Raw genomic sequence first — 17147 nt, forward strand, 5'->3', positions numbered from 1 at the left:
GGCGAAGGTGTTGGCGTTCGGGAAGTCGGCGGCGGAGATTCGGGCGGAGGGGGTGGCGGAGGAGTTGGTGGCGCACAAGGTGATGCCGGGGGGTCGTCCGTCGACGACGATTTTGGCGCCGGTGTTGTCACCGTCGTCGTTGGGGCAGTTGATTGCGTTGTACGAGCACCAGGTGTTTGTCGAGGGTGTGGTGTGGGGGATCGATTCGTTCGATCAGTGGGGTGTGGAGTTGGGGAAGGAGCAGGCGTCGGTGTTGGGGCCGGTGTTGGGGGGTGTGGGTGATCCGGGGTCGGGTGATGGGTCGACGGATAATCTGATCCGCACCTACCGCCGCATGCGCGACGCGCAGTAGAGCCGAATCACCCTGCGCACCAGGCGGAGAACGTCAAGCAGCGCAGGCGTCGGGCCATGCCGCGGTGGTGTGCACGCGGCCCTGCCGGTCGACGAGTCTGGCAGCGAGTCCGTACTGCTCGAGCCATGCGACAGCACCTATCTCGCAGTGCAGTGCGGTCAGTGCCGCAGCGTCGGCCCACACCGCGTCGGGCGCGACGACCGTGACCACACGCCAACTGTCCTCGCCCGGGTCGGCGGCACTGCGGGACGCGATCGCCGTGCCGGCCGGGAGTTCGACGTCGTCGCTCCCCGGCAAGGCGACCTGCCAGCCACCGGCCGGACGCGTGCCGGCGGTCGCCGCGGTGTCGCCGATCCGCAGCAAGACCCCGCATTCGAGGCTGTCTGCGGCGAGCGCAGCGCCGTAGTCGGTGGTGTCGGCGCGGGCCGTCTCGTCGATGTCGAGGCTAGCGCCCCACGGCGCGAGAACCGTGCCGTCCTCGATGCGGACGTCGAGGTAGCTGGGCGCGGGATGAACCGGCGGAATGGATTCGGTGTCGACACGATCGCCGACGGGCGTGACCGCGCCGTTCGTCATCCGGGCGGCGCGCATCGCGGATCTGAGCAGCGCGGCCAAGCGTGGAGTCACCCGGACGGGCACCCCTTGCCCGAGATTGACGGCGTGGAGTTCCGCGTCGCCGCGTCGCAGGTCGCACGCAGCCTCGGACATGCCGATCGCCGAGCGGACGATCTCCTCTGCCTGGCGGAGCGCGCGCGGTTCGGTGACCGCGAGCACGACGTCGCGCCCCCACTCCCGCCAGCGGCTGCTACCGATCATGACGATCTCCCTTCAGGTGCGGGATTCGCCGACGACCCCAGTATGCCTCGGGCGCGCAGAGGTGATCCGTCTCAGATCCGGGACAGAATCGCTTCCGTGTCCACTCCGGTCGGCAATGTGCCGAGGGCGATCCCCCAGTCGTCGTCGAGCCGGCTCGCACAGAACGCGTCGGCGACGGCGTGGGAGCCGTGCCGGACGAGTTGCGCTCCCTGCAGGACCAGTGCCATCGACTCGACGATCCGCCGCGCGCGGTATTCGATGTTCTCCAGGTCTGCCAGTTCTTTCCCGACGCGGGCAACGGCCTGGTCGAGACGCGAATCTGCGCCCTCGGCGAGGCGCACCTCGCTGAAGAACGCATCGACGGTGTCGGGTTGCTTGACCATAGCGCGTAACGCGTCGAGCGCGGCGACGTTGCCGGAGCCTTCCCAGATCGACATGAGCGGCGCCTCCCGGTAGAGCCGCGGCATGCCGGACTCCTCGGCGTAACCGTTCCCGCCGAGACATTCGAGAGCTTCGGCGGCGTGGGCGGGTGCCCGCTTGCAGACCCAGTACTTCGTGACCGCCAGCGCGATCCGCCGCAGCGCCGACTCCTGGGGGTCACCTGTCGCGCGGTCGGTGGCGCCGGCGAGCCGCATCATCATGGTGGTCGACGCCTCCGATTCGACGACGAGGTCGGCGAGAACGTTGCGCATGAGAGGTTGATCCACGAGGAGCGCACCGAAAGCCTTTCGGTGACGCGCGTGGTGCACCGCCCGCAGTGTCGCCATCCGCATTCCCGTTGCCGAACCGATCACGCAGTCGAGGCGGGTCATGTTGACCATGTCGATGATCGTGGAGACACCACGTCCTTCGGGCCCGACGATCCACCCGACGGCGCCCTCGTATTCGATCTCCGACGACGCGTTGGATTTGTTTCCCAGTTTGTCCTTGAGCCGCTGGATGCGGATGCGGTTACGGCTGCCGTCGGGAAGCACCCGTGGCAGCAGGAAACAGGTGGGCCCGGCATCGGTGTTCGCGAGGGTGAGGAACACGTCCGACATCGGCGCGGACGTGAACCACTTGTGCCCGACGATCGTGTAGGTGCCGTCCGTGTTCGGCGTCGCGGTGGTGGTGTTGGCGCGGACGTCCGACCCGCCTTGCTTCTCGGTCATCGACATTCCCGCGATGAGGCCACGTTTCGACGCCGGTGTGCGCAGACCGAAGTCGTAGTGCGGGGCGGCGAGGAGCGGTTCGTACTCCGCGGCCAGTGCCGGATTGTGGCGCAGCGCAGGGATCGCCGCATAGGTCATCGAAATCGGGCACATGTGTCCGGCGTCGGCCTGGCCCCACACGTAGAACTTGGCGGCGCGCGCGACGTGCGCTCCGGGGCGTGGATCGCGCCACGGTGCCCCGTGCAGGCCGTGCTCCACCGCGACCGTCATGAGGTCGTGCCAGTGCGGATGGAACTCGACCTCGTCGATGCGATTGCCGTACCTGTCGTGGGTGCGCAGGACGGGCGGGTACTCGTTGGCGAGGCGACCCCACTCCTGGGCTCGGGCGCCTCCGGCGAGCGCCCCGAGTTCGTGGACCTCGTCGTCCGCCCAGCCTGCGCCTTCGCGGTGCAGCCCTTCGATCAGGGCGCGGTCGTGTGCCGCGCTGTAGGGCACGAGGTCGGGGGCCTGGTTCGACACGGTGTGCGTCGCGGGGAAAGTCATGGGAACGCTCCTAACGCGCGTAGGGAGAGGGCTACGAGGGCAGGCACGGTCTCGGCCGAGGCTCCGCCGGACTGCAGTGGGCCGATGAGTACCTCGCCGACCGCACCGACGAGCGCAGCAGCGGCCAGATCGGGGTCCTGCTCCGGAAACTCGCCGGTGCCGATGCCGTGGCGGATCGCGCCCTCGAACGCCGCGGCGAACGCTCTGCGCATGACCAATCGCTCGACGTCCACAGCCGCGTCGACAGGTTCGGCGAGCAGGGCGTACGCGAGCACCGGGTTGCGCAGGGCACGGAAGGCAAAGGTCTCCACGACCGCAGTGATGCGTGCGACCGCCGATCCGGTCGCTGCGGCGGACGCGACGGCGTCGACTTCCCTGCCACACAGTCGCCGGAAGATCTGCACCATCAGGTCGGACTTGTCGGCAAAATGCCGGTAGACGCTGCCGGTCGCGACGCCGGCGCGACCGGCGACGGCCGCGATCGTCAGTCCCCGGTATCCGTGTTCGGCGACCAATGCGACCGCCGCGGCGGCGATGGCGTCGCGCTGGGCATCGAGGCGTTGCTGGACCGCCGGGGTCCGCCGGTAGGGCACACCAAGGATTGAACTCCGGTTCAACTCTTGAGTCAACAGGGTTTCGCACTGCGGTCGCGCTACGGTCATAGCCATGACTCGATTGAGCGTGGTGGACGAGATGTTCCTCCACCGACACCGCGGTTCCGGACTGCCGTCGGTGATGCAGGGGGTGTGGCGCACCGACGACACCGTCCACGCCCCCCTGCTCATCTCCCTCCACGACGCGTTGTCGCAAGGCCCGCTGGGCCGCCGGGTGGTTCGCGCCCGCATACCGGGTGCCCGACCGCGATTCGTACCGAGCACGCATTCGTATCCGTTGCGCTACCCCGCCGAGAAGGTCGCGGACGACGCGATCGTGGAATGGGCCGATGCCCAGGCGGAGGTCGACCTCGATCCGGAACGCGGACCCGGGTGGTCTCTCGTCGCAGCACATCTCGCAGGTGGTGGCACCCTCGTCTCCCTCGTCTGCTCCCACGTGCTGACCGACGCGCGGGGGTTGATCGACGCAGTCGCGGAGGCCCTGGCCGGCAATACCGAGCCGCACGACGAATCGCACACCTCCGACCTCCGCGATGCGCTGCACGTCGCCCGTACGGTCGCGCGCGGCCTGCGTGGCGTGCGCCGAACCCGCACCCGTGAGAAACCACCGATACCGTTGTCGGTGGGGTTGCGTCCCCGCACCGCCTTGATCGACGTGCCGAGCGAGGAGTGGGACACCGCCGCCGGTGTCGGAGACGGGACCGCGAATTCCCTGATGCTCGCGATCGCGACCGGTATCGCGCGTCGCGCGGGAATCCCCCTGCCCCTGAGAATTTCGATCCCTGTCGACGACCGCGACTCGAACACCGTCTCCAACGGGGTGTCGATGACCGGCATCACCGTGGATGCCGACGACACCGTCGCGACCCTCCGCGCGAAAGCCGCCCTCGCCTACCGGCAGCCCCGCGAAGGCGCCCCGCACGGTATCCCCGCGGAGATCGTGCAACTCGTTCCCGATCGTGTCGCGGCGCGCATGACGCAGGGCGCCGGTGAGCGAGACATGTTGTGCTCCAACATCGGACGCGTCCCCGCCGTTCTCGATGCGTTCGGGCCGCACCGCACCACGGGAGTGGCGATGCGCGCCATGCACCCCGGCCTCGGAACGAGGGACGCCACGACGTCCACGCGTCTGTCGACCTACCTGTGCAGCCGCGACGATCGGTACACGCTCGCGGTCGTCGCGCTCGACGAGGAGCGCTTCCCCGACACGCAAGCGCTGCGCGGTTTCATCGACGCGGAGTTCGCCGAGAGAGGGCTGCACGCCACCTACTGGTGACCGGGTGCGCCGGTGTCTCTTCCGAAGTCGGTGCCGAACGGGCACGCCGGCGCAGAGAGGGTGGCGGGACGTTTTCGAGTTTCGCCAGGACTGCATCCACCTCGGCTGCGTCTGCGAGACGCGGCGCGATCAGCCGCACTCCCGCGACAAGGACCGCGACCTCGTCGGTTGTGAACAGCAACGGCGGGACGGACCGACCCGGCCTCAACCGATACGCGCTCGCGGGACCGGGCCGGCTGTCCACCCGGTACCCCAGCCGACGAAGCCGGCCGACGTCGCGGCGAATCGTCCGTCGGCTGACCCCGAGGCGGGTCGCGAGGACAGCCGCCGGCCACTCCCTTCCCCGCTGGAGCACCGACAGCAGGTCGAGGCGTGTCCGACATGCAGATCGAGGCGATGACAGGCATGTCCACCGGTCTCCGCGACGGATTCGTACCTGAGCAGCCGCGGACCGTACGGACCACGACACCGACGACCTCGGGGGCGTGGGCCTATGACGTCTCGCGGCCACACTCCGGACCCCGGCGCGCGCAGCCCACCGATGACGACGAGTCGTCCCGTACAGTGCCAAGCATGACGTCCGAGACCCTGGTCACATATGCGGACGGCACCGTTCGCGGTACCCGAACCGGCGACCTCGTCGCGTGGCGCGGAATTCCGTATGCGGCACCGCCGGTCGGCGCGTTGCGCCTGCGTGCCCCACAGCCCGTCTCACCGTGGACGGATGTACGCGACGCCACCCGATTCGGTAACGCGGCGCCCCAGCACCCGCGGGGCGTGGTGACCGGACGCCGCGGCGTGCGGGTACGGCCCGACGAGGACTGCCTCACCCTCAACGTGCTCGCACCGGCCGGCCGGGTGCACAAGCCGCGTCCGGTGATGGTGTTCATTCACGGCGGTGCCTTCACACTCGGCACCACGGCCCTGTCGATGTACGGCGGAGAGTCGCTCGTGCGGCGCGGCGACGTCGTGTACGTATCGGTCAACTACCGCCTCGGCCCGCTGGGGTACCTCGACTTCAGCGGATTCTCCGACGGCACCACCCGGTTCGACTCGAACCTCGGTCTGCGCGACCAGGTCGCCGCCCTCGAATGGGTGCAGCGCAACATCGCCGCGTTCGGTGGCGACCCGGACAACGTGACGATCTTCGGCGAATCCGCCGGCGGCACGTCGGTGACGACGCTGCTCGCGACACCCGCAGCGCGCGGACTGTTCTCCGCGGCGATCGCCCAGAGCCCCGCTCCGAACCTGGTGAACACCGCCGACAACTCCGCGCAGTGGAGTCGGGTCTTCGTCGAACTGCTCGGGGCCGACGCCGAATCCGCCGTCGAGGCACTCACGGGCGGTTCCCCCGCCGACCTGGGACGCGCGGGTGCGCGACTGGGTGCCCACACACTTCGGGAAACCCCCGGTCTCCACCCGTTCGGTCCGGTGGTCGACGGCGATTTCGTGCCGCTGCCCCCGCTCGAAGCCTTCGAGACAGGCGCGGCGCATCCGGTGCCCCTCGTGATCGGCACCAACGATCGGGAAGGCGCGCTGTTCCCGAAGTTCCTCGATGGGCTGCCCACCAGTCCCGAACGCATCGACCGTCTGTTCGCAGCGACCGATCCGGACGCGAAGGACCGCGTCACCGCGGCCTATGCCGGTTACCCGGACGAGAAGGCCGCGATCGATCTCGGGGGCGACTTCACGTTCTGGTACCCCGCAGTGCAGATCGCGCAGGCGCACGCCCGCTTCGCCCCCACGTACATGTACCGGTTCGATTACGCGCCGCGCCTGCTGCGGTGGACCGGCCTCGACGCCACCCACGCGGTGGACCTGCTCGCGGTCTTCGATCAGGCCGACGAACCGCTCGGCCGGTTGCTCACCACCACCGGCGGACGACGGGGCCTGCGCACCGTCGCAGCCTCGATGCAGCGGCAGTGGACCCACTTCGCGCGGCACGGCGAGACGCTCCCGTCCTGGCCCCTCTACGACGAGAACACCCGCGCCACAATGATCTTCGATGTTCCGCAGCGGGTGGAACCGGATCCGCGACGGGACCGCCGCGTCGCGTGGGAAGGCTACGGCGGGTACAGGTCGGGTCCGCTCGCTACTTCACGACTGTGAGAAGGAAGGCGACATCCTCGATCGCTCGGACACTGTGCCGGATCAGCGGAATCACGAGGAGATCCCCTGCCGAACCCTTCCAGTGATCGTCGCCGGCGATCAGTTGCAACTGGCCATGAAGGACCTGCAACGTGGCTTCACCGGGGCTGTCGTGCTCGGCGAGTTCGTGCCCGGCGAGCAGCGCGACCATGGTCTGCCGGAGATGTTTGGTGTGCCCGCCGAGAACCGTCTGCGAGCTACGGCCGCTGCTCGACGTCGCCGCCAGTTTCAGCTGCTGCCGGGCCAGCGCGGTCAGGGAGAGCTTGTCCATGTAGCGCAGTATGGCGTACCTGCCGACGCGACACTCAGGTTCGCGAATACCTGATCCAGCGAAACCTGATGCCCTTCGCCGACGACTGCCACTCGCCGGTCTCGGTCGCCGACCACTCGGGTCCGATCTCGGGTGCCACCGCGTCCCCGTCGACGTCGAGGTCCACCTCGGTGACGAGCAGCCGGGTCGCGCGTGGCAGCGCTTGTGCATAGATCCGGCCACCGCCGATGACCACGACATCGCCGTCGCCTGCCAGTCGGAATGCCTCGTCGAGACCGGACGCCGCGTGGGCGCCCTCGGCGGACCACTCCGGGTCACGAGTGACGACGACATTGCGCCGGCCCGGCAGCGGCCGGAACTTCGGCGGCAGCGAATCCCAGGTGAGCCGGCCCATCACGACCGGCTTGCCCATGGTGGCGTCCTTGAAGAACGCCAGGTCTTCGGGAATGTGCCACGGGATCGAGTTGTCCTTGCCGATCACACCGTTGCGTGCTTGCGCCCAGATCAGGCTGATCTCACCCATCAGACGGCCACGGGCGCCTTGATCGCGGGATGATGCCGGTATCCGACGATCTTCACGTCGTCGAAGGTGTAGTCGAAGATCGAGTCGCGCTTGTTCAGGTGCAACGTCGGGTACGGGTAGGGCTCGCGGGCGAGTTGCTCGGTGACCTGCTCGATGTGGTTGGAATAGATGTGGCAGTCCCCGCCGGTCCAGATGAATTCGCCCGGTTCGAGGCCGGTCTGCTGCGCCACCATGTGGGTGAGCAGCGCGTAGCTGGCGATGTTGAACGGCACTCCGAGGAACAGGTCGGCGCTGCGCTGGTACAGCTGGCAGCTGAGCTTGCCGTCGGCGACGTAGAACTGGAAGAACGCGTGGCAGGGCATCAGCGCCATCTTGTCCAGGTCGGCGACGTTCCACGCCGAGACGATCATCCTGCGCGAGTCGGGGTTGCTGCGAAGAGTCTCGAGCACCTGCGAGATCTGGTCGATGTGCCGTCCGTCGGGCGTGGGCCACGAACGCCACTGCACCCCGTAGACGGGACCGAGGTCGCCGTCCGGCTGAGCCCACTCGTCCCAGATCGTCACGCCGTGGTCACGTAGCCACCCGACGTTGGAGTCGCCGCGCAGGAACCACAGCAGCTCGTAGACGATGGACTTGAGATGCACCTTCTTCGTGGTGATCAGCGGAAAACCCTCGGCGAGGTCGAAGCGCATCTGGTGACCGAACAGGCTCCGCGTGCCCGTCCCGGTACGGTCGTTCTTCTCGGCGCCGGTCTCGAGGACGAGTCGCAAGAGGTCTTCGTAGGGAGTCGACGTCGGCACAGTCACGTGGGCAGTCTACGGCGTCGCCCGTTTTCCGTTTCGCTCGCCGGAGCCTCGGCGAGCGCGCTCGACCCGTAATCTGAGTGCCATGCCGGAGCTGCCCGAAGTGGAAGCACTTGCCGTGTTCCTGCGTGAGCACGCCGTCGGATCCGTAGTGGGCAGGATCGATGTGGCCGCCCTGAGCGTGTTGCAGACGGCCGACCCGCCGATCACCGCGTTGCAGGGCCGCGACATCACCGGCGCCGCGCGGTACGGCAAGTTCCTGGCGATCGAATGCTCGGACCTGCAAATGGTCACTCACCTCTCCCGCGCCGGGTGGCTGCGGTGGCTCGACGAACCGTCGCAGTCGCCGCCGAAACTGGGAAAGGGGCCGCTGGCCCTGCGAGTTCACCTGTTCGCACCCGATGCGACCACCCCGGCCTTCGATCTCACGGAAGCCGGCACCAAGAAAAGGCTCGCGGTCTGGGTGGTAGACGACCCCCGGAAGGTTCCCGGTCTCGCCCGCCTCGGACCGGACGCCCTCGAGCTCACCGCCGACGAGTTCACCGCACTGGTCGCCGGGAGTACCGCGCGGCTCAAGACGTTCCTCACCGACCAGTCGGTGCTCGCGGGCATCGGCAATGCGTACTCCGACGAAATCCTCCACGTTGCCCGGCTGTCACCGTTCGCGACGGCGGGCCGTCTCGACGACGCGGCGGTCGCGGGGCTGTACCACGCGATGCGGTCGGTGCTCGAGGACGCCGTCGCCCGCTCGGTCGGTCAGGACGCGGCCCGGCTCAAGGGCGAGAAGCGCTCCGGTATGCGGGTGCACGGCCGCACCGGTCAGCCGTGCCCGGTGTGCGGAGACACCGTCCGGGAGGTCTCGTACGCGGAGCGCTCCTTCCAGTACTGCCCGACCTGCCAGACCGGAGGCAAGGTCCTGGCCGACCGCCGGTTGTCGAGGTTGCTCAAGTAGTCGAGGATGCTCGTAAAGCCACCGTGGGTCGAGTCCAGCCGCGTGCGACCGACGCGCGGCACCGGTCGGGCTCGTCACCCGCTCCGACGAACAGCGCCGTGAGCATCGGGACACAGTGTTCGAGGGTGTTCTCGGGCAACGGCCCGTTCGCGACGAGCGAGACCAGTCCGTGGGCGATCGCCCAACTCTGGATCGCCAGATCCAGCGGCACGGTGCCGGCGGTGAACCGGCCGCCGTCCTCGCCCCGGCGGACCGTCTCCACCAGGTGTTCGAGGGTGGCGTCGGCAGCTGGAAGGTCTTCGAGGTCGACGCTCGCGTCGAACATGACCCGGTACAGGTCCGGTTGGTCGAGGGCGTTGCGCAGGTACGCGACCACGAGCGCGGTCAGGTCCCGCACCGGATCGTCGGTGATCTCCACGGTCGAAAAGCTGGTCTCCAGCCTGGTGAAGCCCTCCTGGCGCAGGGCACTCCACAAGCCGTCCATGCTGCCGAAATAGGTGTACACGGCCATCGTCGAGACCCCGGTCCCCGCCACGAGTGCACGCAGGGTGATCGGTTCGCGAATGCGGAGCATGTGCGCTGCCCGCTCGAGAAGCAGCGCGCGCACCGCGGGATCTCTGGGCCTGACCATGCCCGAAACGATACATAACATTGCACTGCTATATTAACCCTCTCGGCGGCCGCAGACCCGGACGCCCCGGACAGAGGAGCACCATGCCCGTCACCCTGCTCAACCCCGAAGGCCTGCCCGAGGTCGATCTCTACCGGCAGGTGTCGGTCGCAACCGGCTCGAAGCTCGTGTTCACGGCGGGCCAGGTATCCGTGGACGCACAGGGCACTCTCGTCGGCGCCGGCGACCTCGCCGCCCAGACCGAGCAGTGCTATCTCAACGTCGCCACCGCTCTGGCCGAGGCCGGCGCGACCTTCGACGACGTCGCGAAGCTGACCGTCTACATCGTCGACTGGTCGCCCGAGAAGATGGAGCCCTTCCTCGAGGGCGTGGCGCGCGCAGCCGCGCGCCTCGGGATCGACGCGCCACTCCCGCCGTTCACCGGCATCGGCGTGGCCGCTCTCGCGGGCGAGGGACTGCTGCTGGAGGTCGAAGCCACCGCGGTCGTCGGCTGACCGGCCGGGCCGCATCTCCGAGGGCGGACTCGCAGGATGCGGCTACCGTATCCGTGTGACGCCCGCACCCGAAGACGCCGAGACCGAGCACGTGGACACCGAGCACGTGTTCGGTCACCTGCACTTTCCTGCCGGGTCACCGCGCGGACTCGTCGCCCTGACGCACGGCGCCGGAGGAAACTGCGAGACGAAGATCCTCCGGCTCATGTGCAGCCGGTTCGCCGCGGCCGGTTTCCTCGCGTTGCGGTACGACCTGCCGTTCCGGCGACGACGACCCAAAGGTCCGCCACAGCCTTCACGCGCCGAAGAAGACCGCGCAGGCATCGCCGCCGCAGCCGCTGCGCTGCGGGAACGCGGCGACGGACCACTCGTTCTCGGCGGGGTGTCGTACGGGGGACGCCAGGTGACGATGCTCGCCGCCGCGCAACCCGAGATCGCGGACGAACTGCTGCTGATGTCCTATCCCCTGCACCCGCCGGGCAAGCCCGACAAGCCGCGGACCGAGCATCTTCCCTCGTTGACCGTGCCGTCGGTGTTCGTGCACGGAGAACGGGATCCGTTCGGCACGCTCGACGAACTGCGAGACGCCCTCACGCTCGTCCCGGCGCCGACCCGCCTCCTCGCCGTCGAGGGCGCCGCGCACGACCTGAGCCGCGCAAAAACGGATCCGTCCGACGAGGCCGTCCGCGCGGTCGTAGCCCTTGCGGACGGCGAGGCCCGATGAGCGAACTCACCGACGCCGTGATCGACACCCTGCTGTCCGAGATGCGTGAGCGACTGGACGAGACGGTCACCCCCGCAACGCTGAGAGGGCTGCTCGAGGCCGTACTCGTCGTCGGTTCGGGCCTCGAGCTGGATTCGATGCTCCAGCGCATCGTGTCCGCCGCGACCTCTTTGCTCGGCGCCCGGTACGGCGCCCTCGGGGTGCGCGCCGCGGACGGCGGACTCTCGGAATTCGTCTACGTCGGTATCGATCCCGCGCAGCGTGAAACCATGGGCCATCTTCCCGAGGGTCGCGGCCTGCTGGGTCTGCTCATCAACGACCCCCGGCCGGTGCGCCTCGCGGATCTGTCCAAGCATCCCGGGTCGATCGGCTTCCCTGAGAACCATCCTCCGATGGGTAGCTTCCTGGGAACACCGATCATGGTGCGCGGCAAGGTCTTCGGAAGCATCTATCTCACCGAGAAGCTCGGCGCCCCCGAGTTCACCGAAGAAGACGAGATCCTTCTGAAAGTCCTCGCCACCTCGGCCGGTATGGCCGTCGACAATGCGTGGCTGTTCGAGGGATCCCTGACCCGTGAGCGGTGGCTCACCGCAATGGCGTCGATCAACGCCCGGTTGCTGGTGGGTGGTTCGGTCGACGACACGCTCTCCCTCCTCGTCGGCCAAGTCCGCGAACTCGCGTTGTGCTCCGGGGTCTACGTCGTCCTGGCCGACGGAGTACAGGGTTCGGTGCGGGCGTCGGCCACAGCCGAGCCCGGCGGTTCGCCGAAACGCGTCGATCTCACCGGATCATCGATCATGCGGGCACTGAGAACCCGCAAGCCGGTACACACCCCCACCGCATCGCTTCTCGCCTCGAATCCGGACGAGCCGGGTCACGCGGTGGTTCTCCCGCTCTCCGCCACCTCCGCCATCACCGGCGCGCTCGTGGCGACCCGGCCGCAGGGCAGCGAACCGTGGGGCGACGAAGACGTCCTCCGCCTCGAATCGATGGCCAACCTCGCGGCCGTGGCACTCGAATTCGCGGAGCAGCAACGCAAACAACGACTGCTCGACGTACTCGCCGACCGCGACCGTATCGCACAGGACCTGCACGACAACGTGATTCAGCGCCTGTTCGCGACCGGCATGAGTCTGCAGAGCACCATGGCGGCGGGCGTGGATGGCGACCGGATGGCGGAAGTGGTGCAGTACGCGGTCGAACAACTCGACCGGACGGTGCGCGAGATCCGCACGACCATCTTCGATCTCCACACCACCGGCGCCGCAGCGTCGACGAGCTTGCGGCGGCGACTGCTCGACGTGGTCGGAGATCTGAGCGTGCACTCCCCCGTGTCGCCGAACATCCAGTTCAGCGGTCCGATAGACACGCTCGTGCCCGCCCGCATCCACCCCCAGGCCGAGGCGGTGCTGCGAGAAGGGCTGAGCAATGCGCTGCGGCACTCGCAGTCCGAGAACATCTCCGTCTCGGTGTCGGCGCTCGAGGACTTCCGGATCGAGATCGTCGACGACGGGACCGGGCTCCCTGCCACCGTGCGGCGCAGCGGCCTCGTCAACCTGGAACGACGAGCCGAGCAGTGCGGCGGCGCGTTCCGCATCGAGTCCAACGAGAGCAGAGGCACCCGGCTCGTGTGGAGCGCCCCGCTCTGAACCCGGTCGTGACCGGTCAGGTGTTGTCGTGCCCGCGTTCCTTGCGGAGTTCGGTAGCGAGCACCGCTGCCTGGGTGCGGCGCTGCATGCCCAGCTTCGACAGCAGGCGTGAGACGTAGTTCTTCACGGTCTTCTCCGCGAGGAACAGGCGTTCGGCGATCTCGCGGTTGGTCATGCCCTCACCGATCAGTTCGAACACCGCGCGCTCCTGCTCCGACAGTTCCGAGAGCGGGTCGGCGCTGCGCGAGGCCCTGATCCGCTCCATCAGTGCGGTGGTCGCGCGACTGTCGAGGAGGGACCCGCCCTCGCCCACCGTGCGGATCGCGGAAACCAGGTCGGTGCCGAGGATCTGCTTGAGCACGAAACCGGACGCACCCGCCATGATCGCGTCGAACAGCGCTTCGTCGTCCGCGTAGGAGGTGAGCATCAGGGCGCGAAGGCCGGGCATCCGGTTGCGCAGTTCGCGGCACAACTCCACTCCGTTGCCGTCGGGGAGTCGCACGTCGAGCACCACGACGTCGGCGCCGCTACCGGGCACCCGGGCCAGTGCCTCCCCGACGGATGCCGCCTCTCCGACGACCGTGAAGTCGGCGACGCTACTCAGCAGATCGACCAGACCGCGCCTGACGATCTCGTGGTCGTCGACGAGAAATACGCGGGGCATGTCACGCACCTTTCCTTGGGCATTCGCCCCCATTGTCCCAGGCATGGCGTCCGCAACCTGTCTCCGGGCCGTTCGACGAGCAGGTCCGGGACCTTCGCCCCACGCGCGACGGGTGTCTCGTGAGCGACGCTACGTATGCGGACGTGCGTGTCGGCACCGCGTCCGAATGCGGGTGACCGTGAAACGAGGAGGCGACGGTGTCTGTCGATTTCGAAACCTGGACCGCCGGCGGCACGGACATCATCGCACGCGCGGTCGTCTCTGCCCCGAGCGTGCACGACACCCAGCCGTGGAACCTGTACCTTCCCGGGCAGTCCGCCGAACTCGAAGAGCGCAGCGAATTCGCCGAGACCGGTACGGATCCCCTCCGGCCCGATCGGACGATCTCGTGCGGCACCGCCGTGGCGAACCTCGAACTCGCCGTACGCGTACTCGGGTACCGGACCCGCACGGTCCTGTTTCCCGACGCCGACCGTCCCGCGCTCGTCGCGAGAGTCGACGCGATCGATGCGGCCACGCCGTCGAATTGGGATCTTCGGCTCTACGCCGGGATATCGCACCGGCGCAGCCACCGCGAATCGTTCGCCGACATCCCGGTACCGGCCGAGACCGTCGCCGACGTGATCTCCGCGGCGGCCGAAGTACCCGGAATCCACGTCCAGCTTCTCGCCTCGGACGAAGCGAGCGCGCTGGCCGGCACGCTGACCTACGCGGCCGAAGCCAAGCGGCGCAACCAGCGGTTACAGCGGGAAATGTTCTCGTGGACCTCGCATTGGCAGCCCGACGGGAACTCCGAAGAGGTCGCGACGTGGAACACCGGCCTCGACGAGCGAGGCGCCGCGGGTGCGGCTCTGATCACCACGGGTGTACCCGACGTTTCCACCCTCGCCGAACGCATCGCCCGGGAGACGGTCCTGCTGTTCACGCCGGTCTCGCCGGACCCCGCAGGCCTCGTGCGCGTCGGAATCGCGGCGCAACGCGCCTGGCTCGCCGCGGTCGATGCGCGTCTGTCCGCTTCGGTGCTGACGCACCCGTTGCGCGTCGACGACGCGGCCTCCCGGCTCGCCGATCTACTCGAACTCCCCGCCCCACCCCAGCTGATCATGCGGCTCGGCTTTTGACATGCCCGCCAGGCGATTACAGTCCGAATCATCGAAAACCCATCCGGCACGACGACTCGACACAGACAGGAGGAGGCGGTGAGCGCACCCACGGGCGATCCCGTTCAGGCCCCCACAACGGAGCTTTTCCACGCGGCGCTGGACATGGCGCAGGCAGCGAAGGCCGGTAACGTCTCCGGCTGGCTCGCGTCCCGCTACAGCTGCGGCCGGTTCGACGACGTCGCGTTTCTCATGTCCCAGATGCTCGGCGTCCTCATCGAGAACGGCGCGATCGCCCGCGGTGTCCATCCCGCGGATGCCTGGAACGAACTACGCGAGCAGGGTGTCGACGAATTCGGCTGACACCCTGCTCGCGTTGTCGCTGGATTGTGGCCGGAGCCGTCAGTCCTCTACCCCGGACCGCACGACCATGACCGGGCAGTCCGCGGTCTGGATCAGTGCGTTGCTCGTCGAACCGAGCAGCAGCCCCTTGAAGCCACCCCGGCCACGAGTACCGACGACGAGCAACTGAGCGCGTTCGGCGTACTCGCTGAGCACGCGCACCGGACGGTCACGGGCTACCACCCGTTCGACCACCACGTCCGGGTAACGATCCCGGTATCCCGCGAGGCGTTCGGCCAGGACGATCTCCTCACCGGTCTGGATGCGGCTCCAGTGCGGATCTTCGGGCACCGCGCCGAGCGACGGCTGCACACTCACGTCGCTCCACACGTTGACGGCCACCAGGGTCGCACCGCGGGCGGACGCTTCGGCGAATGCCGCCTCCACAGCGGCCTTGCACGACTCGGACCCGTCGATACCGACGACCACCGGTCCCTCGGCCGGCGGCGCTCCGTCGAGGGTGCGTCCGCGCACCACGACCACCGGGGACACCGCGTGCGATGCCACTGCAGTCGACACCGAACCCGCGAGCAGGCCCTTGACCTCGCCGAGGCCGCGCGAACCGACGACGAGACGATCGGCCTTCGCGGAGACCCCGACCAGGGTGGATGCCACCTTGCCCTCGAGCTGCTCGGTGGTGACCTCGACGCGTCCGGAGTCGTCGACGATCTGCCGGGCCATCATGGCTGCGCTTTCGAGCCGATCGTGTGCCGTCGCCTTCATCTCCTCGTGGAAACTCTGCGCGAGGTACGGCTCCGAATAATAGAAGGCGGGGATGTGGACGACGGTGACGATGTGCAGCGGCATCGCACGAGCTGCCGCGGATCGTGCCGCCCAGATCACCGCGGTGGTGGACACCTCGGATCCGTCGACGGCGACGACGATCGGGTTGGGTTCGCTCATCGGTGGCGGGGACCTTTCTCGGGTTGGTTCAGCCGCAGATGTGCCGCAGCTGTTCGATCAATCGCACACGCCCGGCGGTGTCGGGTGCGAGCGGGGTGACATTGAGGGTCGTGACGCCGGATTCGGCGAACGCGGCCACCCGCTCGCGCACGAATCCCTCCGGCCCGATCAGCGACACCGCGCGGATCAGTTCGACGGGAACCGCGGCTGCGGCTTCTTCCTTCTTGCCTGCCAGGTACAGATCCTGGATTTCGGCGGCTTCCTTCTCGTACCCGTAGCGGATCGCGAGGTCGTTGTAGAAGTTCTTGCCCTTGGCGCCCATGCCACCGACGTAGAGCGCGACCATCGGCCGGACCCAGTCGAGCATGTACTCCACGTCGTCACCGATGGCGAGCGGAGCCTGGGCGTAGATCTGGAGCTCGCCGAGGGCGGGATCGCGCTTGGCCTTGCCCTTGGCGATGGAGTCTCCCCACACGCCTGCGGCCTTCTCGGGGAAGTAGAAAATCGGCTGCCAGCCCTCCGCGATCTCCGCGGTCATCTCGACGTTCTTGGGCCCGAGAGAGGCGATGACGACCGGGATCCTTTCGCGCACAGGCTCATTGATGAGCTTCAGCGGCTTGCCGAGACCGGTGCCCTTCTCCGGGGGGAGCGGGATCTGGTAGTACTTGCCCTGGTGTTCGACCTTCTCGCGGCGCCACACCTGACGGCAGATGTCGACGATCTCGCGAGTGCGGCCGAGGGGCGCATTGTAGGGGACGCCGTGGAATCCTTCCATCACCTGCGGGCCGGATGCACCGATGCCGAGTACGAAGCGGCCACCGGAGACGTAGTCGAGCCCCGCGGCCGTCATCGCCGTGAGCGTGGGTGTGCGGGTGAACAGCTGCAGGATGCCGGATGCGAGCTCCACTCGGGTGGTCTTCGCAGCGAGGTAACCGAGCTGGCTCACCGCGTCGAAAGAATAGGCCTCGGGGACGAACACGATGTCGAGTCCGGCCCGCTCGAGGTCCGCGACCTCCGCGGCGGTCTCAGCGAATCCTCCGCTGTAGTTCAGTCCCATTCCGATGCGCATGCGCCACCCTTACTCCTGCCGCGCAGCCGCGCGGACGTGCTCGTCGCTAGTGCATCGCACAC

The 17147-nt window shown here is 68.2% G+C and carries 20 protein-coding genes; 9 read left to right on the top strand and 11 right to left on the bottom strand.

What is annotated here, in order from left to right; genetic code table 11:
- The coding region (locus RDCOP1_RS13945; protein WP_503826033.1) for a phosphoglucose isomerase-related protein at positions 1-352 on the top strand (352 nt) is incomplete at its 5' end.
- Positions 353-385: 33 nt separating this feature from the next.
- On the opposite strand, the gene RDCOP1_RS13950 is transcribed toward RDCOP1_RS13945, so the two are convergent.
- The 3 genes from RDCOP1_RS13950 to RDCOP1_RS13960 all read right to left on the bottom strand — a co-directional run bounded on the left by RDCOP1_RS13950 (position 386) and on the right by RDCOP1_RS13960 (position 3455).
- The gene (locus RDCOP1_RS13950; protein WP_072701545.1) at positions 386-1168 is read right to left on the bottom strand and encodes an FAD:protein FMN transferase; all 783 of its coding nucleotides are present in this window, start codon (positions 1166-1168) and stop codon (positions 386-388) included.
- 71 nt (positions 1169-1239) lie between these two features.
- The gene (locus RDCOP1_RS13955) at positions 1240-2862 is read right to left on the bottom strand and encodes an acyl-CoA dehydrogenase family protein (RefSeq protein ID WP_072701547.1); all 1623 of its coding nucleotides are present in this window, start codon (positions 2860-2862) and stop codon (positions 1240-1242) included.
- Positions 2859-3455: a TetR/AcrR family transcriptional regulator gene (locus tag RDCOP1_RS13960; protein WP_072701549.1), complete on the bottom strand. Its 597-nt coding sequence runs from the start codon at positions 3453-3455 to the stop codon at positions 2859-2861. The genes RDCOP1_RS13955 and RDCOP1_RS13960 overlap by 4 nt, the downstream gene beginning before the upstream one ends.
- A gap of 73 nt (positions 3456-3528) precedes the next feature.
- On the opposite strand from RDCOP1_RS13960, the gene RDCOP1_RS13965 reads away from it, so the two are divergent.
- Positions 3529-4752: a hypothetical protein gene (locus RDCOP1_RS13965; protein ID WP_072701551.1), complete on the top strand. Its 1224-nt coding sequence runs from the start codon at positions 3529-3531 to the stop codon at positions 4750-4752.
- On the opposite strand, the gene RDCOP1_RS13970 is transcribed toward RDCOP1_RS13965, so the two are convergent.
- On the bottom strand, positions 4703-5263 hold the full coding sequence (locus RDCOP1_RS13970; protein ID WP_307718198.1) for a helix-turn-helix transcriptional regulator: 561 nt from the start codon (positions 5261-5263) through the stop codon (positions 4703-4705). The two genes, RDCOP1_RS13965 and RDCOP1_RS13970, sit on opposite strands and share 50 nt — an antisense overlap.
- Positions 5264-5325: 62 nt before the next feature.
- Here RDCOP1_RS13970 and RDCOP1_RS13975 point away from each other — a divergent pair, with 62 nt between their 5' ends.
- Positions 5326-6861, top strand: a complete 1536-nt coding sequence (locus tag RDCOP1_RS13975) for a carboxylesterase/lipase family protein (protein WP_072701555.1) — start codon at positions 5326-5328, stop codon at positions 6859-6861.
- On the opposite strand, the gene RDCOP1_RS13980 is transcribed toward RDCOP1_RS13975, so the two are convergent.
- From RDCOP1_RS13980 to RDCOP1_RS13990, 3 genes are read right to left on the bottom strand one after another with little or no spacing between them, the layout of a single operon-like run.
- Positions 6845-7171: a cupin domain-containing protein gene (locus RDCOP1_RS13980; protein ID WP_072701557.1), complete on the bottom strand. Its 327-nt coding sequence runs from the start codon at positions 7169-7171 to the stop codon at positions 6845-6847. The genes RDCOP1_RS13975 and RDCOP1_RS13980 overlap by 17 nt on opposite strands.
- A 34-nt stretch (positions 7172-7205) precedes the next feature.
- Positions 7206-7694: a dihydrofolate reductase gene (locus tag RDCOP1_RS13985; protein ID WP_072701559.1), complete on the bottom strand. Its 489-nt coding sequence runs from the start codon at positions 7692-7694 to the stop codon at positions 7206-7208.
- Positions 7694-8500, bottom strand: coding sequence for a thymidylate synthase (locus tag RDCOP1_RS13990; RefSeq protein ID WP_072701561.1), 807 nt, complete (start codon positions 8498-8500; stop codon positions 7694-7696). Before RDCOP1_RS13990 ends, RDCOP1_RS13985 begins: the two co-directional genes overlap by 1 nt.
- Before the next feature lie 82 nt (positions 8501-8582).
- On the opposite strand from RDCOP1_RS13990, the gene RDCOP1_RS13995 reads away from it, so the two are divergent.
- Positions 8583-9449, top strand: coding sequence for an Fpg/Nei family DNA glycosylase (locus RDCOP1_RS13995; RefSeq protein ID WP_072701563.1), 867 nt, complete (start codon positions 8583-8585; stop codon positions 9447-9449).
- Here RDCOP1_RS13995 and RDCOP1_RS14000 read toward each other — a convergent pair.
- Positions 9442-10080, bottom strand: a complete 639-nt coding sequence (locus RDCOP1_RS14000) for a TetR/AcrR family transcriptional regulator (protein ID WP_072701566.1) — start codon at positions 10078-10080, stop codon at positions 9442-9444. The genes RDCOP1_RS13995 and RDCOP1_RS14000 overlap by 8 nt on opposite strands.
- Positions 10081-10163: 83 nt before the next feature.
- Here RDCOP1_RS14000 and RDCOP1_RS14005 point away from each other — a divergent pair, with 83 nt between their 5' ends.
- From RDCOP1_RS14005 to RDCOP1_RS14015, 3 genes are read left to right on the top strand one after another with little or no spacing between them, the layout of a single operon-like run.
- Positions 10164-10574, top strand: coding sequence for a RidA family protein (locus RDCOP1_RS14005; RefSeq protein WP_072701568.1), 411 nt, complete (start codon positions 10164-10166; stop codon positions 10572-10574).
- A 55-nt stretch (positions 10575-10629) separates the two neighbouring features.
- Positions 10630-11298 (top strand): alpha/beta hydrolase family protein, encoded by a 669-nt coding sequence (locus RDCOP1_RS14010; RefSeq protein WP_174555815.1) that lies wholly within the window; start codon positions 10630-10632, stop codon positions 11296-11298.
- Positions 11295-12947 (top strand): sensor histidine kinase, encoded by a 1653-nt coding sequence (locus tag RDCOP1_RS14015; protein ID WP_072701572.1) that lies wholly within the window; start codon positions 11295-11297, stop codon positions 12945-12947. The genes RDCOP1_RS14010 and RDCOP1_RS14015 overlap by 4 nt, the downstream gene beginning before the upstream one ends.
- Before the next feature lie 16 nt (positions 12948-12963).
- On the opposite strand, the gene RDCOP1_RS14020 is transcribed toward RDCOP1_RS14015, so the two are convergent.
- Complete coding sequence (locus tag RDCOP1_RS14020) at positions 12964-13611, bottom strand: response regulator transcription factor (protein WP_072701574.1); 648 nt, start codon at positions 13609-13611, stop codon at positions 12964-12966.
- A 197-nt stretch (positions 13612-13808) separates the two neighbouring features.
- On the opposite strand from RDCOP1_RS14020, the gene RDCOP1_RS14025 reads away from it, so the two are divergent.
- Positions 13809-14732 (top strand): nitroreductase family protein, encoded by a 924-nt coding sequence (locus RDCOP1_RS14025; protein WP_072701576.1) that lies wholly within the window; start codon positions 13809-13811, stop codon positions 14730-14732.
- 78 nt (positions 14733-14810) lie between these two features.
- Positions 14811-15074, top strand: a complete 264-nt coding sequence (locus RDCOP1_RS14030; RefSeq protein ID WP_072701578.1) for a hypothetical protein — start codon at positions 14811-14813, stop codon at positions 15072-15074.
- A 39-nt stretch (positions 15075-15113) separates the two neighbouring features.
- On the opposite strand, the gene RDCOP1_RS14035 is transcribed toward RDCOP1_RS14030, so the two are convergent.
- Positions 15114-16016 carry a universal stress protein gene (locus tag RDCOP1_RS14035; protein WP_072701580.1) on the bottom strand — a complete coding sequence of 301 codons (903 nt, stop codon included), beginning with the start codon at positions 16014-16016 and terminating at the stop codon, positions 15114-15116.
- Positions 16017-16044: 28 nt separating this feature from the next.
- Positions 16045-17085 (bottom strand): LLM class F420-dependent oxidoreductase, encoded by a 1041-nt coding sequence (locus RDCOP1_RS14040; protein ID WP_072701582.1) that lies wholly within the window; start codon positions 17083-17085, stop codon positions 16045-16047.
- Positions 17086-17147 lie beyond the last annotated feature (62 nt).

The organism is Rhodococcus coprophilus NBRC 100603 (assembly GCF_001895045.1).
In the GTDB taxonomy this organism is placed as follows: domain Bacteria; phylum Actinomycetota; class Actinomycetes; order Mycobacteriales; family Mycobacteriaceae; genus Rhodococcus; species Rhodococcus coprophilus.